Raw genomic sequence first — 23,091 nt, 5'->3', positions numbered from 1 at the left:
TGTGTGTCCAAGCGTGGGCATAGCTTATCATTAGGCCGTTGTCACCGTCTTACCCAGGAGTCGCACTGTATGCCCATCCCTACTCCCCAGCGCAGTTGGCGCGCTGCTCTGGCGATTTATCTGCGCGCACCGGTTATTACCATGTTGTTTTTGGGATTCTCTGCCGGGCTGCCCTTTTTATTGGTGTTCTCCACGCTCTCCGCCTGGTTACGCAGCGATGGCGTAGAGGTGGCGGCGATTGGCTTTTTTGCCTGGATCGGGATGCTTTATTCGATCAAGTTTTTCTGGTCCCCAGTGGTCGACCGTTTAGCCCTGCCAGTGCTAACCCGCCATTTCGGCCAACGACGCGGCTGGATGTTGTTGGCCCAGGGAATGATTGCCGCTGGTCTCATTGGTCTAGCAGGCTTAAGCCCCGCAGGTAACCTGGGCTGGGTAGCCGCATTTGCACTACTCGTCGCTTTTGGGTCAGCCACCCAGGACATTGCCATCGACGCCTTCCGCATTGAATCTGCCGACGATGATATTCAGGCAGCGATGGCCTCAACGTATATTATTGGCTACCGCGGCGGGTTGATTGCCGCCGGGGCGCTGGCGCTTTATGTCGCCTCAGCCGTATCGTGGCAGGTGGCTTACCTCACCATGGCGGCACTGGTTGGCGTTGGCGTGATCACGGTACTGATACGTCCAGAACCCAAACGCACCTCGTTAGCCGTGCAGTTAATTCACGAGCCCAAAGTTCGTGCCTTTATCCGCGCCAGCCGCGGCCAACCCAAACTCCTTCGCCGCGTGGGTGCCTGGGTGATCGGCGCGATTGTCTGCCCGTTCACCGACTTTTTCACCCGCTATGGCGTTAAAGCGCTGTGGTTGCTGGTTTTCATCGGTGTATTTCGGATCAGCGACTTGGCCATGGCCTCGATGGCCAACCCGCTATATATCGACCTAGGATTTTCGCTGGAAACCATTGCCAACGTCACTAACGTCTTTGGTATTGCAATGAGCATTACCGGGGGCATACTCGGCGGCTTGCTGGTGGCGCGGTATGGCATTGGCCCGCTGCTGATCTTCGGCGCGGGGATTGTGATGGTCACTAACCTATTGTTCGCGGCCCTGGCGCTGATCGGTAATCAGTTGCCCATGCTGGTACTCACGATTACCGGCGATAACCTGGCCAACGGCTTGGCCAGCGCGGTGTTTATCGCGTTTCTTTCCAGCCTCACCTCACGGGCCTACACCGCTACCCAGTACGCGCTTTTTTCCTCATTAATGACGCTACCCGGTAAGTTTCTCAGCGGTTTTGGCGGAATAGTGGTCAGCGCCCAGGGGTATGCCAGCTTTTTTGTCGTGGCCACCCTGCTAGGCCTGCCGGCCATTGCGTTGGCTATCTGGATCAACCGCGACAAGCAGATAGTGCCCGCACCTCAAACTGCCGCCCGCTAACGCTCAGCGACTCTTGGGACGATGAGCGTCGAGCCAGTCCAACGCTCCCTGCGTGGTACGCCATTGATCACGCATTAGCGTGCGATACTGCCACGCTTCGGCACGCGAGCCAGGGTCAACCTGGCCATCCGCATAGGGCATGACAGGCCGGGGATTCTCGGCACAAATCATCTCTAACGCATGGCGGTTATGGGCGATCACCTCGCTTAGAGAACGCTCTGCCGCCTCGTGGTCAGCCAGCCGATAAAGCGCCAATGTGCGGCCCATGAGCAGCCCTAGTATCTGCGAGCCATCGTCAACAGGTTGCTCGGACAGGGCCAGCGCCTCTTCGTTGCGGTCATCACGCAATAACTGATCCAGCACCAGTTCGCGCAAGCCAAGGCTATCCTCCTGGTCAATCGCCAGGAGTTCTTCGGCAAGTTCACGTGAATGCTGGCGAGCACCTCGCTCCATGCCGACAACCAGGGCCAAGCCGGTGCGCAACAGCATGGCATTATCGGCATCGTCCCAGCGCAGGCTGCCCTCTCCTTCAGCACGCGCTTGGGCCAGCCAACGTGACAGGCGATTGGCCAGCGGGGCGAGTAAGCTGGGGGCCATCCAAGGCAGACTGCCAAAGCGGCTGGTAAGCGCCATCGTTAAGTCCTGCACCACTTGCGGGGCATCAAGCCATTCGGGGTGCGCGCAAAGCGCCGACATCCATTCCACCGCGTTACCCCAGGGGTCATCACGAAACCCCAAGGCGATATCTTCATCGACCAGCACCTTAAATTGCTCGTGCCAGGCGGCAAACAGGGTTTGTTCGCGAGCGCTGGTGTGATACTGCAAATGCCCCGTGTCAGCCTCCGTGTTGATGGCAATCTTCGGCGCGACGGGTAACGCAGCGAGCAATGCCTGCAACGAAATTAGCGGCGTTGCCAGGTCTTCTTCGGCGCTGAGCAGCTGATCCGCCAGTGTGGCGCCTGGGTTATCCGCCAATGCCGCCAGGAAGTCCAACTGCTCATCGTCGAGATCACCCTGCCGGACCAAGCGGCGATACCAGAAGTTGGCGCGCTCTTTGGCTTCCCGCTCGTGGCCTTCGTGAAGCAACAGCATGGCTTCGATATACGCCAGCGTGGGTGAGTCCGGCAGCGCTTGCTGAGCTTTGACGAACGCCCCCCGGGCGCTGTCCAGATCGTCGTTATCCAAGTGCATAAGACACAGACGCTCAAGCGCTACGCCTCTTAGAAAAATCGGCCCGCGCTCCAGGACGTCATCCAGCAGGTCGGCGCGCTTGCGGGTAAAACCGCGTTCTTGATAGATATCCAGCAGAATTTCAAACGCGGGCTCCGCCTGCTCGGGTAGTCGCGACCAATCACTGCCATCGAACAGCGATTCAAGAATCTGCATGGCGCGGCCGCTTTGACCACTTTCAGCGGCTATCAACCCGGCTTCCAATAGCGCTTGCGGAAGCGCTCGCTGGCTGTTTAACGCCGCTTTTAGCGTTGCGCCTTTCCATTCGCGCAGCGACAGCATCCACATCATTTGTTCGGGGATTTCAGTGGGAAACTCGACCTGCGAGCAGCACTGCTTGAACTTGCGCCCGGAATCGCACCAGCAGGGCTCGTTGCGGCCCGGCGTGGCCAGGGGTTCACAGGCGAAATCCAGCCGCTCCAGCGGAGTTTGGGACCACAAAATGGGGGCAAGCGCCTGAGCGGTTGCCAGGTCATCATTAAAAAACCCAGCACCCTCGGCACGTACCCAGGTCATAAAATCGGGATAGTGTTCTTGTTGCCTAATTGCCGCGAGTGCCCCGGAGGCAAATCCCAGCAGTTGATCGACCCATACCGCCAGCATTGCCGTCTCCACTTATTAAAAGACCATGTTCAAAAGCGACATAGTTTAGCATGACCAAGAGGGTGCACGCAGACCGGATTGGCGACATAGTGAGGGGCTGTTAGAGTGCGGCGTATTAACTGAACCGCACCGCGTTTAAATCAGCAGAGCAATGCCATGAACGAACTGACCTTCACTATCTGTCAAGGCCACGCGATAGCGCCAAACTTGCAGGCACTTGCCCGGCTACGCATTGAGGTGTTTCGTGACTTCCCCTACCTTTACGACGGCGATCTCGGCTACGAGGCGGACTACCTAGGCCGCTACGCGGATAATCCCGCTAGCCTTTTCGTCCTGGCCTTCGACGGTGACACGCTGGTAGGGGCGGCCACAGGGCAACCCTTAGCAGATGAAGTCGATGATTTTCGCCGCCCGTTTGAGTCTAACGGCATCGCCCCCAAGCGGGTGTTTTACTACGGCGAATCGGTGCTGCTTCACGACTACCGCGGCCGCGGTATCGGCAAGCGCTTTATGGCGGAGCGCGAAGCGCATGCCCAGCAGCAGGGTTTTGATATAGCGGCTTTTTGCGCCGTTGAGCGGCCAAGCGGCCACCCTCTGGAACCAGCCGACTACCGTCCGCTGCACGGTTTTTGGCATGCCCAGGGTTACCAACGCCACGGCGAGCTGACGACCACTTTCGCCTGGAAAGATATCGGCGAAGACGCAGAGAGCCACAAGACAATGGTGTTCTGGCTGAAAACGCTGGTTTAAATCTTGCGTGCCCATTCAAGTAATGGGGTCGTCCGTGAGTGCATATTCAACCGCGCCTGCAAACGCACCAAATTCCAGTAGTGGCCGTTAAGCGCTCTGGAAAGCAACAGCGTATCGGCGGGAGGCTGCAGCCGATCCATGGCACCCCATACCTTGGGCGTCAGCTCACGAAGACGGCGGTGAACCCGCACGTCGCTGAAATCCTGCTCGCCGGGCGCAAACAGCGGGGCCACGCATTCGGCAGATTCGCGATAAAGCGACAGCGGCGCGCCCTGCCCTTGTCGCCCCCCCATCTTTATCAGCGCCTCGTCCATTGCCATAGGATCGTGAGCAAGCGTCGCATCGAGTAGCAGCATCATGGCCTTCAGACGCGCCTCCGGCACCGGGATCACCGCGCCAAAGTCATAAATCACCAGCCGCCCCTGCTCATCGGCAGCAAAGTTACCCGCGTGAGGATCAGCGTGGAGTTCGCCGTGGGTAAACAGCTCTTCGGTAATCCAGTCTGCCAGCGCCACGGCGACTCTTTGACGAGTGTCATCGTCAACGCTTTCCAACTCACGCAGCGGCGTCCCCCCCACAAATCGCATCGCCAGCACATGCTGGCCGGAAAGCTCGAACAGCGGCTCGGGAATCACTAAGCGTTCATCATGCTGATAGCGCTCGCGGTAGCGGGCCATGGCGTCTGCTTCAGCGCGATAGTCAAGCTCGTCACGAAGCCCCGAGGCCAACTCTTCAAACAGCGCATCAAGGCGGGCCTGGGGCACCTTGAACCAACGCCCCAACCCCATGATGCGTCTTACCTGCTTTAAATCGCTTTCCAGTACGTCGGACAGACCGGGGTATTGCACCTTAAGCACCACTGTTTCGCCGGCCTGGGTTACGGCTTTATGCACCTGCCCCATGGAGGCACTGGCAAAGGGCCGCTCTTCAATCTCGCGAAAATGTGACTCAAGATCGCCGTACTGCATCACCAGCGCCTCGCGAATGCGTGGCCAGGGCATGGGCTCGGCTTGACGCTGCAAGCGTGAAAGCTCATCGGCAAGATCCGGCGGCAGCAGGTCGTCCCACTGGGACATAATCTGCGCCAGCTTCATGGCCGGGCCCTTCAGCTCGGAAAGCCCTTCAAATAGCGCTTCGCCCAATGCTCGCCAGTCTGCCTGGCCGCCCAAGCGGGTTTTGAGCAGCGCACCGCCGGTGCGCGCGCCCAGGCCCATTAAACGTCGTGTTCTACCGCGATCTCGCATCTAAGTCGCCTCGTTGACCATCTGCTAGACAGCTTACGCAATCCCAATATTTTATACAAAAACTATACACAAGAATGCCAGCGCAACACTTTAACCACCCTCTAACTCCGCTCTGGGCTCTGCTACCATAGGCATTCGCTAATACCGCTAAGGGCAGCCGCATGCGCTTGATTATCGCTGAAAAACCCAGTCTTGCCCGGGCGATTGCCGAGGCGCTTCCCGGTAATGCCAAGCGCCAAGACGGCGCAATTAACTGCGGTGATACCATCGTGACTTGGTGTTTAGGCCATCTGCTAGAGCAGGCGGCACCGGAGGCCTACGACCCCGCCGACAAACAGTGGCGCCTGGATCGCCTGCCTATTGTGCCCACCACTTGGCAACTGGCACCACGCTCCAAAGCCCGTGGCCAGTTAGCGGTTATTCGTAAGCTGATCAAACAGGCAAGTGAGGTTGTTCACGCCGGTGACCCGGACCGAGAAGGCCAGTTGCTCGTTCAAGAAGTGATTGAACATCTCAAGTACCGGGGTCCGGTGCAGCGGCTGCTAATTAGTGACCTTAACCGCCCGGCGGTTAGCCGGGCACTGTCGAAATTACGCCCCAACACGGAGTTTCAGCCGCTTTTTCAAGCGGCCCAAGCGCGTTCGCGCGCTGACTGGCTCTACGGCATTAACTTAACACGCGCCTGGACGCTTACCGGCCGCCAAGCGGGGCACGACGGTGTGCTTTCCGTTGGCCGCGTACAAACCCCGGTATTGGGGCTGATCGTGCGTCGCGACAACGCTATTCGCGACTTTGTGCCCCACCCGTTCTACCCGCTATGGGTTGATCTCAAGGTGGCCCAAGGCCAGCTACGCGCCTGGTGGGCACCCAAGGAGCATCAGCCGCTGGATGACCAGGGCCGCTTGATTGACCGCACACCTGCCGATGCCCTGGCGGCACAGTTACCCAACGCCCACGGCACGCTGACGCAGCTTGATCAACAAGAAAAGCGCCAGGCACCGCCGCTACCCTACTCGCTTTCCGCGCTGCAGGTAGACGCCGCCCGCCGCCACGGGCTTTCCGCGCAGATGGTGCTGGATATTTGCCAGCGGCTTTACGAGCAACACAAGCTAATTACCTACCCGCGCTCCGACTGCCGCTACCTCCCCGAAGAGCATCTAACACTTGCCCAGCGTAGCCTGAGCGGCGCCTGCCAAAACGATGAAGCGCTGCAGCAGTGGCTTAAGGGCGCGGATTTCTCGCTACGCTCCAAGGCGTGGAACGATAAGCAAGTCGGCGCACATCATGCGCTTGCCCCCACCGGCAAACCGGCGGATTTCAGCCAGCTTTCCGCCACCGAAGGCCATGTGTTTCGGCTTGTAGTTCGCAACGTGATGGCGCAGTTCTATCGCCCGCTGCGCACCTTTGAAGTCAAGGCGGAGTTTACGCTGCTGAATGAAGCCTTTCGCGCCCGCGGGCAAAGCATTCTTGACCCCGGCTGGAAACCACTTTTCACCACCCGCGACGAAACCCCACCGCTGCCACCGCTGACCCAGGGCGAGCCCTGCCAGGCACTTGGCGCAGGCATTGAAGAGAAAGAAACCCGCCCACCAGAACCGTTCACCGATGCAAGCCTGATCAAAGCCATGATGAACATCGGCCGCTACGTGGACGACGCGGAAGTACGCCGTACGCTACGCGATACCGATGGCCTGGGTACCGAAGCCACCCGCGCCGGCATTATCGAAACCCTAGTACAGCGCGGCTATTTGGTGCGCAAACAAAAAGCCCTGCGCGCCACCAAGCTCGGCAGCGCGCTCATCGCCGCCCTGCCCAGCGCCGTCAGTACGCCAGAGCGCACCGCGCTATGGGAGCAGCGCCTGCGCGCGATTTCCGAACAGCAGGACGACCCTGACGCATTTCAGCAGGCATTGCTGGATGACCTGCGTGGCCTACTTAGGCACAGCGACGCGGGCAGATTACGCCACAGCCTGCAGACAGCACCGGGTGAAACCGGTGGCCCGGCTAAGCATGCAGGCACTAACAACAAACAAAGAGGAAATGTGAAACGTAAACCTGCCAAACAACGCTGATGGTGCTTGTAGCCCCTTTTCTCGCCTGATGTCAGGCACGTTTCCCATAGGAAGCCAGGATATCTAATTACCGCCAATCACGCAGACAACAAGCCAAGCAACTCCGATAAAGCCCCCGCTTGAATCAGTGATAGCAATCAGACAAACTGTCACCAGATACCAATAAGTGGTGACGATTTGTCTGACTATGACATCGCCCGATCTTCCCGGGCGCACCTCCAAACCCTGTTCCGCCAGCAAGGCGGCCAGCTGCGTTTGAGTGAGGCGCTGGCTCAGGGCATCAGCCGATACCAGTTCTATCAGCTCCGAGATGAAGGGCTGATAGAGCCTGTCAGCCGTGGCCTTTACCGGCTGGCGGAGCTGCCACCTATCGAAAACCCGGATCTAGTCGCCGCTGTCACGCGCTTTCCCCAAGCAGTGCTATGCCTAATTTCCGCTCTCGATTGGCACGGCATTACCACGCAAATCCCCCATAAAGTTCATCTCGCAGTGGAGCGGGACGCTCGCCTACCGGCTCTAGATTACCCACCAGTGGTCGGTTACCGTTTCTCCGGGCGGGCATTCAGCGAAGGTATTGAGCACGCAAAGGTGGATGGTAATACGCTGCAGGTCTACAACCCGGAGAAGACACTGGCTGACTGCTTCAAGTTCCGCAACCGCATCGGCATGGATGTAGTACTGGAAGCCCTGGAATTCTACCGCACGCGTAAAACCTTCAGGCCGGGCAAGCTAATGGAATACGCCAGAATCTGCCGCATCTCCAAGGTCATGGCTCCTTATGTAGAAGCCAAGCTGTGAATACAGTCCGCACATTATGAAAGGAGTCCATAGTGGCCAAAAACATCACGGCCTCTGTCCGCCAGAAATTGCTGAATAAATCCCGGGAAGAAAAGCGTCCCTTTCAGGAGTTACTGCAGTACTACGCCATGGAGCGTTTTCTTTACCGGCTTAGCCAATCGACTCATAAACGCTGCTTTACGCTTAAGGGGGCCCTACTGCTTTGGGCGATGCAAGGGCCGGATATTCGGCCGACACGGGATATCGATATGCTTGGCCAAACAAGCAATAACTCCGAGGCAATTCTAATTAAGGTGCGTGATGTTATCGCCACGGAGGTTGTTAATGACGGTTTGCTTTTTGACCCAAACACGCTGAAAGCGGAAGCCATTACCGAAGACGCCGACTATCAGGGACTTAGAGTGACGTTTATGGGCCTCCTCGGCAATGCCAAGATCCCCATGCAACTGGATACAGGCAGGCCAATTGCTAGTTTTTCCAAAGACAACATCGAACAGTAGAGTTCGCTGCAAATAAACGAAAATAGGTCATTGGTCGACTCGTGTAAAACGATTGGTACATTATCCCTATCAAGCCAACGTCAAGACAGAGTGTCTAAATTGCGACAATAGTCGTTTGCCACCATCAAGTATCTGAATCATCGTCATCATCCCCCGGGTGTGAAGACTTTTTCTTGCTGATTGGGCGTGAAAAGAAAGGCACCACATAAAGCACTACCCAGGCCAGCAACGTGCACAAAACGGCTGTCTGCTCGCGACCCATGCCTACGGCTATTCCAATAGCGGCGGTTAGCCAAACCCCAGCCGCCGTGGTAAGCCCTGACGTACCTTTTTCATCTTTACGGGTGATGATGGTGCCGGCACAAAGGAAGCCAATGCCCGCAATAACGCCTTGGATGACCCGACTCATTTCTGCATCAGAAATGCCCGCTTGTTCAGGAATAAAGATAAATAAAGCAGCCCCCATGCAGACCAGCATATGGGTGCGTATTCCAGCAGCCTTGCCTCGCTGCTCTCGCTCGAGCCCCAATAGACCACCAAGAACGGCCGCCAGCAGCAACCGAACCACCACAATGACGAATTCACTCAGGTCATTAAAATCCGAAAACTCGGAGACTATGATGTTACTGATCTCTTGCATTTTTTTGCTCCTTTGCGTTCAGCCTGATGCCCATAATACCCACACGTCAGTGCGATAACGTCGCTAGCACTCCAGGCACAGCCATTACCCACTCTCGAATAGCCAAAATTGTCGGATCGTACTGTCGGCTTTCTGGGTAAACCAGAAAGAACGGTTTACCTTCAAATTCTGGGCCGAATGGTTGCACTAGGCGCCCCTCCTCCAACTCATCCTTGATCAACTGACGGCTCATTAGCGCCACGCCCTGCTCACCGACGGCGGCCGAAATAGCATGGGTTTCGTCAGAAAAAACCAGCCCGGCACTTACATCCAGCCCAGGAACCTTTGCCAACTTCTGCCAAACAGCCCAATCCAGTGGCGAAGATACAGCGCCTGCATTGCGAAAATGAATCAACGGATGTAATGGCAGTTGCGTTACATCGTGCAATCCAAGGTGTGGACTGCAGGTTGGAATGAAAGTGTTATCAAACAGCTTCTCTGCGATAAGCCCCGGCCAGCGACCATCACCATAGCGAATAGCAATATCTGCCGTTACCCCATCTAGCGCTACCGGCTCATGAGAGGCATGAATACGCAGATCAATATCTGGATGAGAGTCGCGCAGCAAACATACCCAGGGCAGCAACCAGCGCACTGCAACGGCTGGCGTCGTCGAAAGTGTGGCCGTTTGGCGAATGGGCACTGCGCTCAGTTGCTCAACAACATGACTGATGCTATCAAACGCGGTTTCCAGCACCTGCAGTAGCTCACGCCCCTGGGGCGTCAGCGCCAACTGGCGGGGTTTACGTACAAACAAGGCAACGCCCAGCGTCTCTTCAAGCCCCCGAATCTGGTGACTGATGGCGGTGGCTGTTACCGACAACTCCTGAGCAGCCTGCTTGGCACTTTCATGACGGGCCGCCGCTTCAAAAGCGCGAAGCGCCGAGAGTGAAGGTAAACGCCGATGGTTCATGAATGAATTCACCTCATCTATAAGCGAAAGTAAAGGTCGTTTGTCGCTCATATAGCCGAGCGCTAACCTGTGTTTGTCGTTAATTACAGATGAGTTTAACTCTTCGCACAAGGAGAACTTTCATGACACACATACTGCAAATAGATGCCAGCGCTCGCCCTGGCTTTGCCGGCACCGACGAACATGGCTCGCACAGTCGCAATCTCACTCGTCAGTTTGTCAGTCAGTGGCAATCAGGCCGACCACAAGACACCGTCACTTATCGAGACATAGGCCAAAACCCACCGTCTTTTATTAACCACGACTGGATTGCCTCATCTTTTACGCCTGAAGAGCAGCGAGAAACCTGGATGAGGGATACGCTGGCAGAAAGCGATCAGTTGGTTGATGAGTTGATTGCAGCGGATATTTTGGTGATCGGTACGCCACTTTATAATTTCGGTATGCCAGCCGCCCTTAAGGCGTGGGTCGATCAGGTGGTGCGACCCGGCAGGACGGTGGATATCGATGAAAGCAACCCGACCGACCCTTATGTGCCAAAGCTCGCCGACCGGCCAAGGCATGCGGTTATTCTCACGGCGAGAGGCGGCATAGGCTTTGACCCCGGCGGTGAAATGGCCCATATGAACCACCTGGAGCCAAACCTGACCACAGCGCTTGAGTTTATCGGCATTACCCGTATCCACACCATTGCGATCGAAGGTCAGGAAGCAGGCGGCGAGCTACTTAAAGCGTCTGTTGCAGAGGCAGCACACAAAATTGAAGCTTTGGTCAATGAAATGCAGGAAGCGCTTGAAGCCACTCCAATCCACGAACCCGTCTAAATACAGAAGATAAGCACCTTCTCGTAAACAGCCGTTATTGTTAAGTGCGGAGATCGCTAGCTCAGGATGTCCGCACCTTTATGCCCTTCAGGCACGCCTTGGACTAACAGCACATCACCTTCGGTATGGCGGGTGCGAAATGGTCGGATCGCTTTATAAGCAGCCGAGTCATACCAGCCTTGCGCTTGTTCCATTGATGGAAACTCAATGACAACCATATCGCCAGCCCAAGCTCCTTCAAGCGGCGTGTATGGCCCACCATGCACGATGTATTTACCCGCGAAAGGAGCGAGCGTTGCATCGATACCCTCTAAATATTGTTTAATCTCGGGATCGAACCGGGTTTCTCGAATGAGAGCAAATGCATAGGCGGGCATCATCACCTCCTCTTGGTTATACGGAAATAGTTTCTTGAGTAGTGAAAGCCTAGAACAAAACTCGAGCAACGAACCTACTTGGCACTGGCCGCTAGCCGCGCGCCTAAAGCGACGAACAGCGCCCCTAAACTTCTGTTCATCCATAAACCCACGCGTGGTTTTCTGTTCAGCCAAGCACCCAGTTTTGCACCCGCCATCACCAACGGTGGTTCTATGAGCGCCGCCACCACAATAATCAGGCTGCCATGTAATAAAAGCTGCGCCTGGGCAGGGCCTGCGCCTTCCACGATAAATTGCGGCAAGAAAGCCAGGAAGAAGACGGCCACTTTGGGATTTAAAGCTGACACCAGCATCCCCTGCCAGTAAACCGAAGATAGGCGCTTGTGGCGCTGCTTTTCCGCTGCAATAAATTGATCGCCCCGTGACAGCAGCATTTTTATGCCGAGCCAAATCAGATAGGCCGCGCCAACCCATTTAACAATTGAAAAAGCCAATGCGGAGGTTGCCAGTATGGCTGAAAGCCCTATGGCGGCCATCACTACATGCAGCGCCGCTCCCGTCCAAATACCCAGCATAGCGGCAACCCCATGCTGACGCCCGCTGCGTAATGTTTGCCCTAATATGTAGGCAATATCCGGCCCTGGTGAAAGATTTAGAAGCACAGCCGCAGATAAAAACGTCATCCAGTGATACAGCGAGTAATCAAACATCGTTACGTTCCTTTATTTCTCGACTGCCAATATATGAATAGAGTCAAAATCTAGAAAAATCGCTATGCCAGAACATTGCCTCGCTACAGCGGCTTATCGACAATTTCCAATGCTTTGCGAATAAAATCTCCCTTAGCTGCCGTATAAGCTTCTCTATCTGACGCAAATTCCGCCGCCCACAGGCGCTTCTTTTTCTCATATTGCTGCGCCAGCTCAGCATCAACGCGCAGTCTATTGCGAAAAGCCAATCGGCGATGCCACTCGTCGCTGCCATATACCATCAGATGCAGGTGATGCGTCCTACGGCCCTCAGCCCATCGCATTAACCAACGCCGCCCCACCAAAGAAGCGTTGTACTCCATGGATGTGGCATAGTTGGCACTGCATAAAGGCTCCATTAAGTCATCGGCCCGGGACATTGAGTCTACGCCCGCTAGAATATCGATTATTGGCTTAGCCGAAAGCCCGGGTACCGCGGTACTACCGATATGTTCTATCGCCAAAAACTCGCCTGGAAACAAGTCAAGCAGTCGGTCACGCTCCTGATCGAACAGAGTTGGCCACGAAGCGTCATATGTGCACAGCATGACCTTCTCATGAATCGCTCGGTTTAAAGACGCGGCTTCATCCATGAGCTTAATTCCCCCTGCGTCGCGAATTTCTGCTTACGATTCATCTGCTAATAGTGGCGGCATGGGGCAGTCGAGAATATCTGCCATAGCACGAAACAACTCGGCCTCAGCAGGGCGAATTTGCCCACTATGCTCAATGCAGCGCGCCATGGCTTGTAGCAACGCGGGCTTCTGCATGGGCTTTAAACGCCGCAAGCGTTCAACCGCTAAACTTAGCGCACGCATATCGCTTACATCGTCAGTGTCAGCTAATGCGAACGGCAGCTCGGTTTCAGCAGCATTGAGCGCGGCACTGATCTCTTCTGAGTCATGCTGACCGGCGGCAGCCAGCACTGTAAGGAGCAACTGGCACTCTCGCTGCAAATCTTTCAATTGCAGGTTTGCGGGTTTGTTATCCTGTTCGTTCAAGTTGTTCAGTAACAGCTGATACAGCGTCCACTCCAACAGGCTGACATGACCATCCGCCTCAATCAGCCGTTCCATACAGAAGCGAAAGTGCTGGACCTGCTCTGTCGAAAGCGACTGTAACGCTGGCAGCACCAACTCGATCAGCGGTAAGCGTAACTCTACCTCTAATCTCAGTATTTCAGGACCATAGTCCATCAGCGCTCGGTAAACATCCGGCAGCGCAATTTGTTGCAGCGCCTCTAGCTGATGCTCACGCTCCTCCTGGTCCTCGCTAAGCAGCAGCGCATAGATGATGGCACGCGCTGCGTAGGGCTCATGGACAGCAGTTTTAATCCGACTTGGCAATGCGTGTAACGTTGACTGGGCCTTTTCGATGTGGCGTTGGTCGGGCTGCCCCATAGCAGTAATCGCGGTTTGCGCAGAAGCGCCGGTCAAAACCGCGGCCAGCGTTTCCGCTTTACGCCCTGGGCTTGCGTGCGCCGCCTTTTCACCTGAATCAGGTATTTCGCGCTCTTCAGGTTTTTCGTGCTCGGCCTGCTGCCCAGGCAAGGCAGCCTCAAAGCGACCATCCCAGCCAGGCATGACCCGCTCAATGCGATCTTTTAACGGCGGGTGGGTAGCCATCATTTGAGTAAACCCCAGCCGCACACCCTGACCAAAGAAAAGGTGACTGAATTCCGCTGCTTGAGCGGCCTGCAGGTTAGAGCCTTGCGCATGCGCGCCGATCTTCACCAGCGCATTACCAATCCCTTGGGGGTTGCGGGTAAACTGCACCGCAGAGGCATCCGCCAGATATTCGCGCTGCCGGCTGACGGCTGATTTGATCACATTGCCAAAGAAGGTCCCTGCGTAACCGATCAGCATTAGCACCCCTCCCAGCGCTAAAATGACCGCTCCTGAGTTGTCGCGTTTGCCACCGCCAACCCGCCGAAAACGCATGCTGCGCAGTATGGTAGCGCCCAATAGACCAATCACCAGGATGCCGTGAAGCACACTGATTAGACGCATATTCAGCCGCATATCGCCATGCAGAATATGGCTAAACTCATGGGCCACGACGCCCTGTAGCTCTTCCCGGGTCAGGTTTCGAATGGCGCCACGTGTGATACCGATCACGGCATTACTGGGCCGATGACCTGCTGCGAAGGCATTGATGCTCTCTTCCTCCAATACAAAAACGGAGGGCACTGATGTGCCTGAGGCAATGGCCATCTCTTCAACCACATTGAGAATACGCCGCTCGTCTGCATCGCGGGTGTTTAGATTGATCTCGCGTCCGCCAAGTGCTTCCGCTACCGCTCGGCCACCACGACGTAATTGATGTTGTTTGAATAGACCGCCCAGCACCACCACGACCAGCACGGCAATCGCCACACCCGCCACAAGTTCAACCGATAGCGCTGATAACATCCCCTGCGCATCTAGATTAGTTTGCCCTGCCGATTGGCCCCCATTCATTAATTGGAGTGTGATAGCAATCGCCAGCGTTGCCACGATAATCAGGGTCAGCACCGCCAAAACGAACAGTACTACTAGACGCCCGGTTTTGCGCCGAGCTTGATCTTGAGCAGTAAAAAAATCCATGTCTCGCCTTCCCTGATTAATATCTTAGAACGACACCGTCGGCGCCGCTTGAATCTGGGCGCTGTCTTCGAACTCTAACAGGGAAGCATCTTCACCATGCCCAAACAGGCCGGCTACCGCCACCGGGGGAAAACTTTGCCGATAGGTGTTGTATTGCATCACCGCGTCATTGAATGCCTGTCGTGCAAAGGCCACCTTGTTTTCAGTGCTGGTGAGCTCTTCTGACAATTGCTGCATGTTTTCTGAGGCTTTCAAATCCGGATAGGCCTCCATCACCACGCTGAGACGCCCCATCGCCTGCGAAAGCGCACCCTCAGCACCTCCCAGGTCAGCAATGGCCTTAGCGCTGCCAGGGTTTTCAGAGGCAGCCTTAAGCCCGGATACTGCGGTATTACGGGCTTCAGTAACTGCCTGCAACGTTTCCCGCTCGTGGCTGAGGTAACCCTTGGCGGTCTCTACGAGGTTAGGGATCAGGTCGTGGCGTCGCTTGAGTTGCACTTCAATTTGAGCAAAGGCGTTCTCAAAGCGATTTTTCAGCGAAACAAGTCGGTTATAGATACCGATGACGTAAAACGCGATAACGGCAAGTATCGCGACGATGATGATAAGAGTAATCGCCATGGTCTTTCCTTGTAGTAGGCTGTTGGGAATAAGAAAAAGAGTACCATCTAAGCGGTTTCCGTGTATTAGCGTAGGCGTTTATGAAGCCTAACTAACCCCACAGCGTTGCCAAAAACTGCCCATTCCCGACAGGGACGGTGCAGGCACTGACATGCGCATCTCCCGATACCAGCGCCATAAAAGGCACCATCTCGTCAGCGTGGGAAGTAGCGTTATCGACCACGAGAAGACCTCCCTTTTTCAGTACACGCTTGATGGTTGGCCACCAGCGCTCATACTCAGAGCGTTTAGAATCTAGGAAAATCAAATCAGCGTTGGCGTCTAGCATGCTGTCAAGCAGGCCGCCCGCCTCCCCGCGCAGTTGGGTGATAGCATCAGAAAGCCCTGAACGCTCAAAATTTTTGGCCGCCAGTTCAAGCTTGAACTCGGATTGTTCAATCGTCGTGACGTGCCCGCCTACCTTTTGCGCCGCTTGCGCCAGCCATAAGGTGGAATACCCGTTGGAGGTGCCAATCTCCAGTACACGTTGCGCATTGGTTGCCTGTATTAGCACCGCAAGAAACTCCCCGGTATCGCGGGTGATATTTAGCATTCGCCGTGGGCGGTCGGTGATGGCGGCATCGTTTTCCTGACCAAATTGCTCTAATTCTGCTAACAGCGCCTGTAATGACTCGTCCAAACCACCCTCCTTTCACCCAGTTCTTGGCAAATAGTCAACGGTATTACCAGGTCTCTTCAGAGCCCGGCGGCCCCACATCAATCTGCATATCAGGGGCAATATCCACCACCCCTTTGACCCTTTTCAGCCGCTCAGCCGTGATCTCATCTGCCGACCCGGTAATACACCCGATTTCCTCGAGGATCTCCTTAACGGTCAACCCCTCCTCACTAAGGCGTGCGGCGATGTCATTGATCGATTGATCGTTAGAAATCGTAATTATCCATAGCGCTATTTTCGGCATCGATCATCCTCTCTTAGGGCGCTTGTACCAATCCTGCACCGATGCGGGATTCACGTGATGGCAGCGCTTGCACCGACACCACCAACTGTTGCCACAGTTTCATCCCGCGCAGTGACGAGTCAGACTGCGCCCAAAGAGCCGCGCAGCCTGCTACGTGAGGCGCTGCCATACTGGTGCCGCTAATCGTTTTATGACGACTCGGCCGTGGCCAGGAAGAAAAAATATCCCGCCCCGGCGCGGCAATCTCGATTTTGCCATGATTGGAAAAACGGGAAGGCTTCAGGTTCTCATCGAGAGACGCCACGGACATAACGGTAGGCGAGTTGGCGGGCGAGCCAGTGCGTGCAGAGGCATTGCCTGCGGCGGCGATAATCAGGCAGCCATTACGCAGCGCCGCCTCGCCAGCATGGGTGTAGGCGGCCTGTACCGGGCTCTGACTGCCGAGCGACATTGAGATCACTTCGCAGCGCTGGGCAATCGCCCAGTTCAAGCCTGCAAGTACGCCCGCCCCTGTGCTGCTGCCGGAGTTGGTCAATACCTTGCCAACGAATACCTGCGCCTCATACGCAATACCATAACGCTGGGTGTTTCCATCGGGCACCTTTGGGCCGCAGGCGGTGCCGATACAGTGCGTTCCGTGTCCATTGATATCCTGAACCGGCTCCCCGACGAATGAGCGCGTAACGAACTCCCGGTCAGCGAAATCCGGGTGGCCAAGATCCATCCCGGTATCAAGCACAGCCACCTTAATACCTGCGCCAGTGCAGCTACTTTGCGGCACCTTGCACTGGGCCAACCCCCACGTCACCTCCATCTCTTCTGCTACACGCGCTTCGTCGCTTTCGTCATGATCAAGATCAACCCCGAGATCGCGAGCGATGACACTCGCTGCCCGCAGAAAGCCCCGCAGGTACTCCGAGTTTTTAGAGTCATAGTTCTTAGAATCAGAGCTGTCTGAAAACGCAAAATACTCAGGCTCGATAATTTCTATCGGGCCTTCCGCGGAGATCTCATCAAAAACACTCATGCCATGCTGCTGTAGGGCATCACCACCAACGAGCGCGACGCCAAGCTCCGGGAATACCATCGCCTCGGCATCCCCGGCGTCTTCCAGGCTGACCGCCTGATCGGCAAAGTCACGGGCATCGGCCACCCGAAAGTTTTGTGCCTTCAGCGCCTTGACGCCCTCTTCCACTCGCCCTTCGCGGTAGCTGATCAGGAAGCGCCCCGTTTCGAGGCAACTGCCGCCACGCTCCATTGCCGCCAGCAGGAGTTTCTCGGTGCTGCAGGAAACCGAGTTGAGTGACTCACTCAGACCCGAAGATGCACCGCTGCCGCTACCTTTCGGTTTTTTAGCCATCGTCGACCTCCTTTTCATTTGGCTTTAAAACGTTGCTGTTCAGGCACTTAGCCATAAAACTTCACATAGCTATACAGACACCCGGTCATTTCAGCTTAACGCAGCTAATGAACTTCGCCAGATGAGTGTCTGGCCATGCAGGCGTTAAGCTAAATGCAAAGCAATACTGGTCGTCCAGCCAGCTAACTAAAGGTAGGCAACGGGGTACTTGCGACTATTGATGAGATACGGGTTCAATACGCTCCTCATCGCGCAACGTGAGCACTTCGAAGCCAGAGGATGTGACCGTAACCGTATGCTCCCACTGAGCAGACAATTTCTTGTCACTGGTCACCACCGTCCATCCATCCTTCTTGGTTTTAATCTTGGCCTTTCCCTGGTTAATCATGGGTTCGATGGTAAACACCATGCCTTCTTTTAAAACCAACCCTTTGCCTCTCTGCCCATAATGCAGCACCTGAGGCTCTTCATGCATTTCCCGGCCAATGCCGTGGCCGCAATACTCCCGGACAATGGAATAACCGTGCTTTTCAGCATGGTGCTGGATCGCATGGCCGACATCGCCCAGCGTTGCGCCTGGCCTAACCACTTGTATGCCTTTCCATAGGGCCTCGTAGGTTTTATCGACCAAGCGCTTTGCATAGGGTTTTACATCGCCGATAAGGTACATCTTGCTGGAATCGGCAATAAATCCGCCCTTCTCAAGGGTAATGTCGACATTGACGATATCGCCTGACTTAAGCGTTTGCTTTTCCGATGGTATGCCGTGACAAACCACATGGTTGACTGACGCATTCAGCACAAATTGATAATCGTATTGTCCCTTGCTCGCCGGGCGTGCCTGCAAATCATCCACGATATAGCGTTCGGCCCAATGATTGATATCCATGGTGGATACGCCGGGCACTATGTGCTTGTCCAGATAGCTGAAAACCAAAGCGAGTAGGCGCCCGGCTTCACGCATTACACGCAGTTCCTGTTCACTTTTCAGGATCACACTAGGCACCGACAACCTTCCTTACATCCACATCGGCTTGTTTCATTTGCTCGCGCATAATCTCAGAGAACGTCATGGTTGGGTTGGCCTCGGCGAGCATGCCTATTTTGATCCAATACTCGGCTTGCGCATTGATAGAGCGCACCATGACGGCGCTCGCTTTGCGAATATCTTCATGCAACTGATCATTGATCTTAACGATACCCATGACACCACCCAATATATGAAGTGAATATATTATATATACGAATCATATATTGGCTATCTTCTGCTGGCAAGGCTATGAGGCAACGTTGACCAGTGGCACAAACGCAAGGATCTCCTCGCGCAGTTTCTGCTTTGGCTCTTCCAGCGAAGCGCGCCATTGATGGCACTCCTGCTTCTGCTGCGAGTCCGGTGAAAGGCTGGCGCAGAAAGCATCCAGCCAGGCCTGTCGAGTGCAGATATCCTGAAAGTCACCAAGCAGGCGCTGGCGGTGCTTAAGTTGAGCGAGAAACCGCTTGGACGTCGCGGGCGTCAGGTCGGCCAGATAGCGAATGCGCTTTACTCGCTTGCGTAGTTCATGCAAGTCGGCGTCGGAGGCATCGGACGCCAGTAGCGCCAAATCGTCATCATGGGCGGCGATACGTTTATCCAGCACTGCGTTGATGCGCTTCGAGGTGAGCTTGGACAGCGCCTTCTTGACCTCCCCGGAGGCAATAAACGCCTGCCAGTTCTGCAACTGCTCGGCATATTCAGGTGCGCTCAACAGCTGGCATACCGCGTTATGCTGCTCCGCACAGCAAGCCTGAAGCCATTGTTGAAGGTCCTTACGAGTATTGGCGGAAAGCGGCGGTGAGAGATTGCCCAGATCCTCCAGAAACACGTCCAGATCGCGGAGGTCACTGGTCGCCCGGGCACGGTGCTTGAGCGCCTTGAGCTGCTTCTTGAGGCCCGGCACCTTGGTAACGGAACGCAGGGATTCGCCCACCGCCCGGCTGCGACGCAGGTTTACCCGGTACTGGTGCAGAAACTCGGGATCCTCCCCCGCGATGACCCCGGGCTCCAGCGCCTTGATCATCCAGCACTGGTGCGCAAGCATGGCGCGGGTTCGTGTCGCCATATCGTTTTTAGGGTCAGGCGGCTTGGGCGCCCGACGCTTGAACAGCGGATAACTCGCGGCTTCCGGGCTAAGGCTCCCTACCAGCGTCGCGCCGCCCTGCTCCATGGCCGACCAGGGCGTTTGCGGCAGCGTGAAATGCAGCACGCTGGCAGTAGACAGCTTTGTCGGCGACGCTTTATCGAGCCAACGGGCAAGCTCCATCAGCGCCGGATTATGGCCGATTATCAATACCCGCTCGGCTCCCTCCGGCAGCGCCTTCAGCCAGGCCAGCAGCGCGTCGCCCTCAAAGGTGTAAAGGGCTTCATCGAAGTGCACTTGATTCGCCATGGGGCGGTCAGGCAGTCGCCCGGCAATTTCGTCGAACGTCGCACGTGTGCGCGCCGACGTGCTGACGTAAACCTCGCCTTCCAACGCTTGCCAGCGCTGCAGCACCGGCGCCATCGCCGCGGCCTGGCGTTTTCCTCGCTTGCGCAAAGGCCTTTGGTGGTCGGCCATATCCCCGCTGGGCTGTTTGGCCTTGGCGTGGCGCATCACGAATAGGTGGCGCATGTCTTGACTCCCTATCGCGACTTGATAAAGGTAGTCTAGTACACACCCTAGCGCGGACGAACACGCCGATGAGGCCGCACCACCCACCAGCTCGCCAGCACCAAGCCACCAAACACGCTGTAACCCACCACAAACATCCATTCCGGCGCGCTGTAGTAAAGCAAGCTCTGCAGCCAATGCTGAATAAACGACCCGGTATAAGTAGCCGCGCCCGCTTCGGCTCTAAGCGCCATTTCCCAGGTGGTCAGCGGGCAGACGGCGCCCAACCAGGATTGCACCACCACATAACCAATGGCACATAGATGAACGATACGGAACACTCTGTTCCGCACCCAACGCCATTTCAGAAAATACCCTGCGTATACGGCGAACAGACCGAGCACAACGAAGGCCACAAACAGCACGTGAATAATTAACATGGCGTCGGCTAAAAGCAGCAATAGCCACTGTTCGGACATCATCATTCACCTCGGCGTGGCTTATCTGTCTGCAAAGCTTGCCCACTGACGTTTCAAGCCCGTAACGGCAGCGCTGCGCCAATGGCCATGAACACTCCCCCGCAAACGCGATTAAACCCTCGCCCGGCCCGTTCTAACCAATGCCGAATACGGCTAGCGGCGCTTGCCAGAATGAACTCTGCCAAAAATTCCGTCATCACGAAGGTCGCCGCCATAATGACAAACTGGTGCACTAGGCTGTTTTGCGGGTCAAGGAATTGCGGTAAGAAAGCGCTAAAGAACAGCAACACTTTGGGATTGGTAATCGACGCAAGCGCCCCCTGGCGAAAAAGCGACCAACCGCTGGTCACCATTTGGTCAGGATGCGCTGTCGTGGAAATTGGCGGTGAGCGCCATACCTGGATACCAAGCCAAATGAGATACGCGCCCCCTACCCACTTCAGAATGGAAAGCCACATAACCGACGACTTGATCAGCGCCCCAATACCAAACATGCAAAGGGCGATAACGATGACAAAGCCTATCGCGCCGCCTGAAATAGTAAACAGCGTCTTGCGACTTCCGTGAAGCACCCCATGCGTCAGCGCGAGAAGCCCATTGGGGCCTGGCGACAGCGACAAGCCGATACAACTGACGAGATAGATAAACCACATATCGAACTGCATTGAATCTCTCCTGGGTGCCCGCTGACACGCGCCCACAAAATACCAGCGACCGCTGCCTGCTATGGGGCAATCCTTACACAACTAGCCGATGAAATGCATTTTTCGACAGCGCGGCTGCGACTGGCTTATGCGGCGCTCGTTGTGTTCCTGTGCATCTCGGGAGAGCGTACACTCTCTACAAACCGGTTTACCGGAGAGCTCCACCAGCTGGCCTCAGGGTTCTGAGCCAAACCACATGAGGATGGCACTATGGCTCAATCAAAGCGGTTCACCCTGGGCAGGCTGCGCTTTGCTTTCAGTCGGCTGAACGAGCGTCTGTGGGTCAAGCCACTGATGCTTTGCGTGCTTTCTATTGGTGGCACCTTCATCGCCATGCTCGCTGACGATATGGGGCTATCTAGTGTGCTGCCCGATATCACCCTGGAGTCTGTCGAATCGCTACTGACCATCATGGCGTCGAGCATGCTGGTGATTGCGACATTTGCAGTGGGTTCCATGGTGGCCGCTTATGCCTCTGCCAGCACCGGAGCCACGCCCCGCTCCATACCGCTGGTTATTGCCGATGACGTCACCCAGAACGCCTTGTCTGCGTTTATTGGCGCCTTCATCTTCAGTATTGTGTCCCTTATAACCCTCAAGAACGACATGTTTGACGCTGCAGGCCGGTTTGCCATCTTCGCTCTGACGCTTTTGGTGTTTGCCATTGTCATCATCACGTTCGTTCGCTGGGTGGACAGAATCGCCCGGCTGGGCAAAGTGTTGAATACCATTGAGAAAGCGGAAAAAGCCGCAGGCGACGCACTGAACCGTCGCCGACATGCGCCTTCGCTCGGCGCTTTGACAGCTTCCCCGCATCAGGCTGTTCACAAGGGCGTCCATGTGTGTTCTTCAAAAGTGGGCTATGTCCAGCATATCGACCTGGAAACATTACAATCCTGCGCTGAAGCGCACGACTGCCGCGTGACGGTAGCGGCTCTGCCGGGCACCTTTGTGCATACGCACTTCCCGCTGCTTTCCATCGTGGGCGACACTCAACCAGGCACGACGCTTGAGACCGAGGCGTTCTCCAGCGCCTTCACGATTGGCTCAAGCCGTACCTTTGAAGATGATCCCCGCTTCGGGCTTCTTGCGTTGTCCGAAATTGCCGACAAAGCGCTGTCGCCGGGTATCAATGACCCAGGCACCGCGATTAATGTCATTGGCACGCTGGTGCGCCTGTTGACGCTTTGGCAATCCCCCGTTGAAAAAGACGCATTACAGGCGATCACCTATGACCGTGTCGCCGTGCCCGAACTGATGATCGACGACCTTTTCGACGATGCTTTTACGGCCATTGCCCGTGACGGCGCGGGTATGGTGGAGGTATCGATCCGATTGCAGAAAGCGCTGTGTGCGTTGGCCGCGGCAGATGACCAGGCGATGGCGACGGCCGCCAAAAAACATTCAAGGAGGGCACTGGCCCGTTCAGAAAGCGTCATGTCGCTTCAGGATGATATCGATGCGGTGCGCAAAACTGCTGAGTTTTCGGCTGTGTAAAAGCAGAACAACAGTTTATCCGTGTTATCGGATGTGCCATAAAAAAATCTACACAACCGCTATTCCATAACGGAATCTTT

At 55.8% G+C, this 23,091-nt stretch carries 24 protein-coding genes; 7 read left to right on the top strand and 17 right to left on the bottom strand.

All coding sequences use genetic code 11. The annotated features are described in order from the left end of the window. Positions 1–69: 69 nt before the first annotated feature. Positions 70–1,437 (top strand): AmpG family muropeptide MFS transporter, encoded by a 1,368-nt coding sequence (locus CPH17_RS02060; protein ID WP_074396575.1) that lies wholly within the window; start codon positions 70–72, stop codon positions 1,435–1,437. Between the two features lie 3 nt (positions 1,438–1,440). On the opposite strand, the gene CPH17_RS02055 is transcribed toward CPH17_RS02060, so the two are convergent. Continuing rightward, positions 1,441–3,270, bottom strand: a complete 1,830-nt coding sequence (locus tag CPH17_RS02055; RefSeq protein WP_074396576.1) for an SEC-C domain-containing protein — start codon at positions 3,268–3,270, stop codon at positions 1,441–1,443. 156 nt (positions 3,271–3,426) lie between these two features. Between CPH17_RS02055 and CPH17_RS02050 the strand changes: the two genes are divergently transcribed. After that, on the top strand, positions 3,427–4,020 hold the full coding sequence (locus CPH17_RS02050; RefSeq protein WP_074396577.1) for a GNAT family N-acetyltransferase: 594 nt from the start codon (positions 3,427–3,429) through the stop codon (positions 4,018–4,020). On the opposite strand, the gene CPH17_RS02045 is transcribed toward CPH17_RS02050, so the two are convergent. Then, entirely contained in the window at positions 4,017–5,264 is a 1,248-nt protein-coding gene (locus CPH17_RS02045; protein ID WP_096298115.1) for an ABC1 kinase family protein, read from the bottom strand. The genes CPH17_RS02050 and CPH17_RS02045 overlap by 4 nt on opposite strands. A gap of 161 nt (positions 5,265–5,425) precedes the next feature. Here CPH17_RS02045 and CPH17_RS02040 point away from each other — a divergent pair, with 161 nt between their 5' ends. The 3 genes from CPH17_RS02040 (at position 5,426) to CPH17_RS02030 (ending at position 8,634) form a co-directional block, all read left to right on the top strand. Next, positions 5,426–7,336, top strand: coding sequence for a DNA topoisomerase III (locus tag CPH17_RS02040; protein WP_096298112.1), 1,911 nt, complete (start codon positions 5,426–5,428; stop codon positions 7,334–7,336). A gap of 177 nt (positions 7,337–7,513) precedes the next feature. Then, on the top strand, positions 7,514–8,134 hold the full coding sequence (locus CPH17_RS02035; RefSeq protein WP_231896440.1) for a type IV toxin-antitoxin system AbiEi family antitoxin domain-containing protein: 621 nt from the start codon (positions 7,514–7,516) through the stop codon (positions 8,132–8,134). Positions 8,135–8,166: 32 nt separating this feature from the next. Beyond that, complete coding sequence (locus CPH17_RS02030) at positions 8,167–8,634, top strand: nucleotidyl transferase AbiEii/AbiGii toxin family protein (RefSeq protein ID WP_096298108.1); 468 nt, start codon at positions 8,167–8,169, stop codon at positions 8,632–8,634. 124 nt (positions 8,635–8,758) lie between these two features. Here the strand turns inward: CPH17_RS02030 and CPH17_RS02025 are convergent, their stop codons facing one another. Together CPH17_RS02025 and CPH17_RS02020 are read right to left on the bottom strand one after the other, a co-directional pair. After that, a complete protein-coding gene (locus CPH17_RS02025; protein WP_074396579.1) occupies positions 8,759–9,274 on the bottom strand; it encodes an MgtC/SapB family protein in 516 nt (171 codons plus the stop codon). A 46-nt stretch (positions 9,275–9,320) separates the two neighbouring features. Next, complete coding sequence (locus tag CPH17_RS02020) at positions 9,321–10,226, bottom strand: LysR substrate-binding domain-containing protein (protein WP_096298106.1); 906 nt, start codon at positions 10,224–10,226, stop codon at positions 9,321–9,323. Between the two features lie 122 nt (positions 10,227–10,348). Between CPH17_RS02020 and CPH17_RS02015 the strand changes: the two genes are divergently transcribed. Continuing rightward, entirely contained in the window at positions 10,349–11,050 is a 702-nt protein-coding gene (locus tag CPH17_RS02015) for an FMN-dependent NADH-azoreductase (RefSeq protein WP_074396581.1), read from the top strand. A gap of 56 nt (positions 11,051–11,106) precedes the next feature. Here CPH17_RS02015 and CPH17_RS02010 read toward each other — a convergent pair whose 3' ends face one another. The 13 genes from CPH17_RS02010 to CPH17_RS01950 form a co-directional block, all read right to left on the bottom strand. Further along, the gene (locus CPH17_RS02010) at positions 11,107–11,427 is read right to left on the bottom strand and encodes a DUF1330 domain-containing protein (protein WP_096298104.1); all 321 of its coding nucleotides are present in this window, start codon (positions 11,425–11,427) and stop codon (positions 11,107–11,109) included. A 74-nt stretch (positions 11,428–11,501) separates the two neighbouring features. Beyond that, on the bottom strand, positions 11,502–12,137 hold the full coding sequence (locus tag CPH17_RS02005) for a LysE family translocator (RefSeq protein WP_096298102.1): 636 nt from the start codon (positions 12,135–12,137) through the stop codon (positions 11,502–11,504). Between the two features lie 83 nt (positions 12,138–12,220). Further along, positions 12,221–12,724: a GrpB family protein gene (locus CPH17_RS02000; protein ID WP_231896442.1), complete on the bottom strand. Its 504-nt coding sequence runs from the start codon at positions 12,722–12,724 to the stop codon at positions 12,221–12,223. Between the two features lie 78 nt (positions 12,725–12,802). Then, on the bottom strand, positions 12,803–14,761 hold the full coding sequence (locus CPH17_RS01995) for a M48 family metallopeptidase (RefSeq protein WP_096298100.1): 1,959 nt from the start codon (positions 14,759–14,761) through the stop codon (positions 12,803–12,805). A 24-nt stretch (positions 14,762–14,785) separates the two neighbouring features. Then, complete coding sequence (locus CPH17_RS01990) at positions 14,786–15,382, bottom strand: LemA family protein (protein WP_096298098.1); 597 nt, start codon at positions 15,380–15,382, stop codon at positions 14,786–14,788. A gap of 91 nt (positions 15,383–15,473) precedes the next feature. Then, positions 15,474–16,061, bottom strand: coding sequence for an O-methyltransferase (locus CPH17_RS01985; RefSeq protein ID WP_197703506.1), 588 nt, complete (start codon positions 16,059–16,061; stop codon positions 15,474–15,476). Positions 16,062–16,104: 43 nt separating this feature from the next. After that, positions 16,105–16,344: a hypothetical protein gene (locus CPH17_RS01980; protein WP_096298096.1), complete on the bottom strand. Its 240-nt coding sequence runs from the start codon at positions 16,342–16,344 to the stop codon at positions 16,105–16,107. Between the two features lie 13 nt (positions 16,345–16,357). Continuing rightward, positions 16,358–17,704 carry a S8 family serine peptidase gene (locus CPH17_RS01975; RefSeq protein WP_096298093.1) on the bottom strand — a complete coding sequence of 449 codons (1,347 nt, stop codon included), beginning with the start codon at positions 17,702–17,704 and terminating at the stop codon, positions 16,358–16,360. Between the two features lie 214 nt (positions 17,705–17,918). Next, positions 17,919–18,710 carry a type I methionyl aminopeptidase gene (map, locus tag CPH17_RS01970; RefSeq protein WP_096298091.1) on the bottom strand — a complete coding sequence of 264 codons (792 nt, stop codon included), beginning with the start codon at positions 18,708–18,710 and terminating at the stop codon, positions 17,919–17,921. After that, complete coding sequence (locus CPH17_RS01965) at positions 18,703–18,909, bottom strand: ParD-like family protein (protein ID WP_027335531.1); 207 nt, start codon at positions 18,907–18,909, stop codon at positions 18,703–18,705. Before CPH17_RS01965 ends, map begins: the two co-directional genes overlap by 8 nt. Before the next feature lie 72 nt (positions 18,910–18,981). Next, on the bottom strand, positions 18,982–20,352 hold the full coding sequence (locus CPH17_RS01960) for a CHAD domain-containing protein (RefSeq protein ID WP_172898683.1): 1,371 nt from the start codon (positions 20,350–20,352) through the stop codon (positions 18,982–18,984). A 47-nt stretch (positions 20,353–20,399) separates the two neighbouring features. Further along, on the bottom strand, positions 20,400–20,816 hold the full coding sequence (locus CPH17_RS01955) for a DUF2784 domain-containing protein (RefSeq protein ID WP_441316757.1): 417 nt from the start codon (positions 20,814–20,816) through the stop codon (positions 20,400–20,402). 47 nt (positions 20,817–20,863) lie between these two features. After that, complete coding sequence (locus tag CPH17_RS01950) at positions 20,864–21,475, bottom strand: LysE family translocator (protein ID WP_096298085.1); 612 nt, start codon at positions 21,473–21,475, stop codon at positions 20,864–20,866. A 249-nt stretch (positions 21,476–21,724) separates the two neighbouring features. Between CPH17_RS01950 and CPH17_RS01945 the strand changes: the two genes are divergently transcribed. Further along, a complete protein-coding gene (locus CPH17_RS01945; RefSeq protein WP_096298083.1) occupies positions 21,725–23,011 on the top strand; it encodes a DUF2254 domain-containing protein in 1,287 nt (428 codons plus the stop codon). Positions 23,012–23,091 lie beyond the last annotated feature (80 nt).

Source organism: Halomonas sp. hl-4, assembly GCF_900215475.1.
GTDB lineage: Bacteria > Pseudomonadota > Gammaproteobacteria > Pseudomonadales > Halomonadaceae > Vreelandella.
This window is presented reverse-complemented; position numbering and strand designations above follow the sequence as displayed.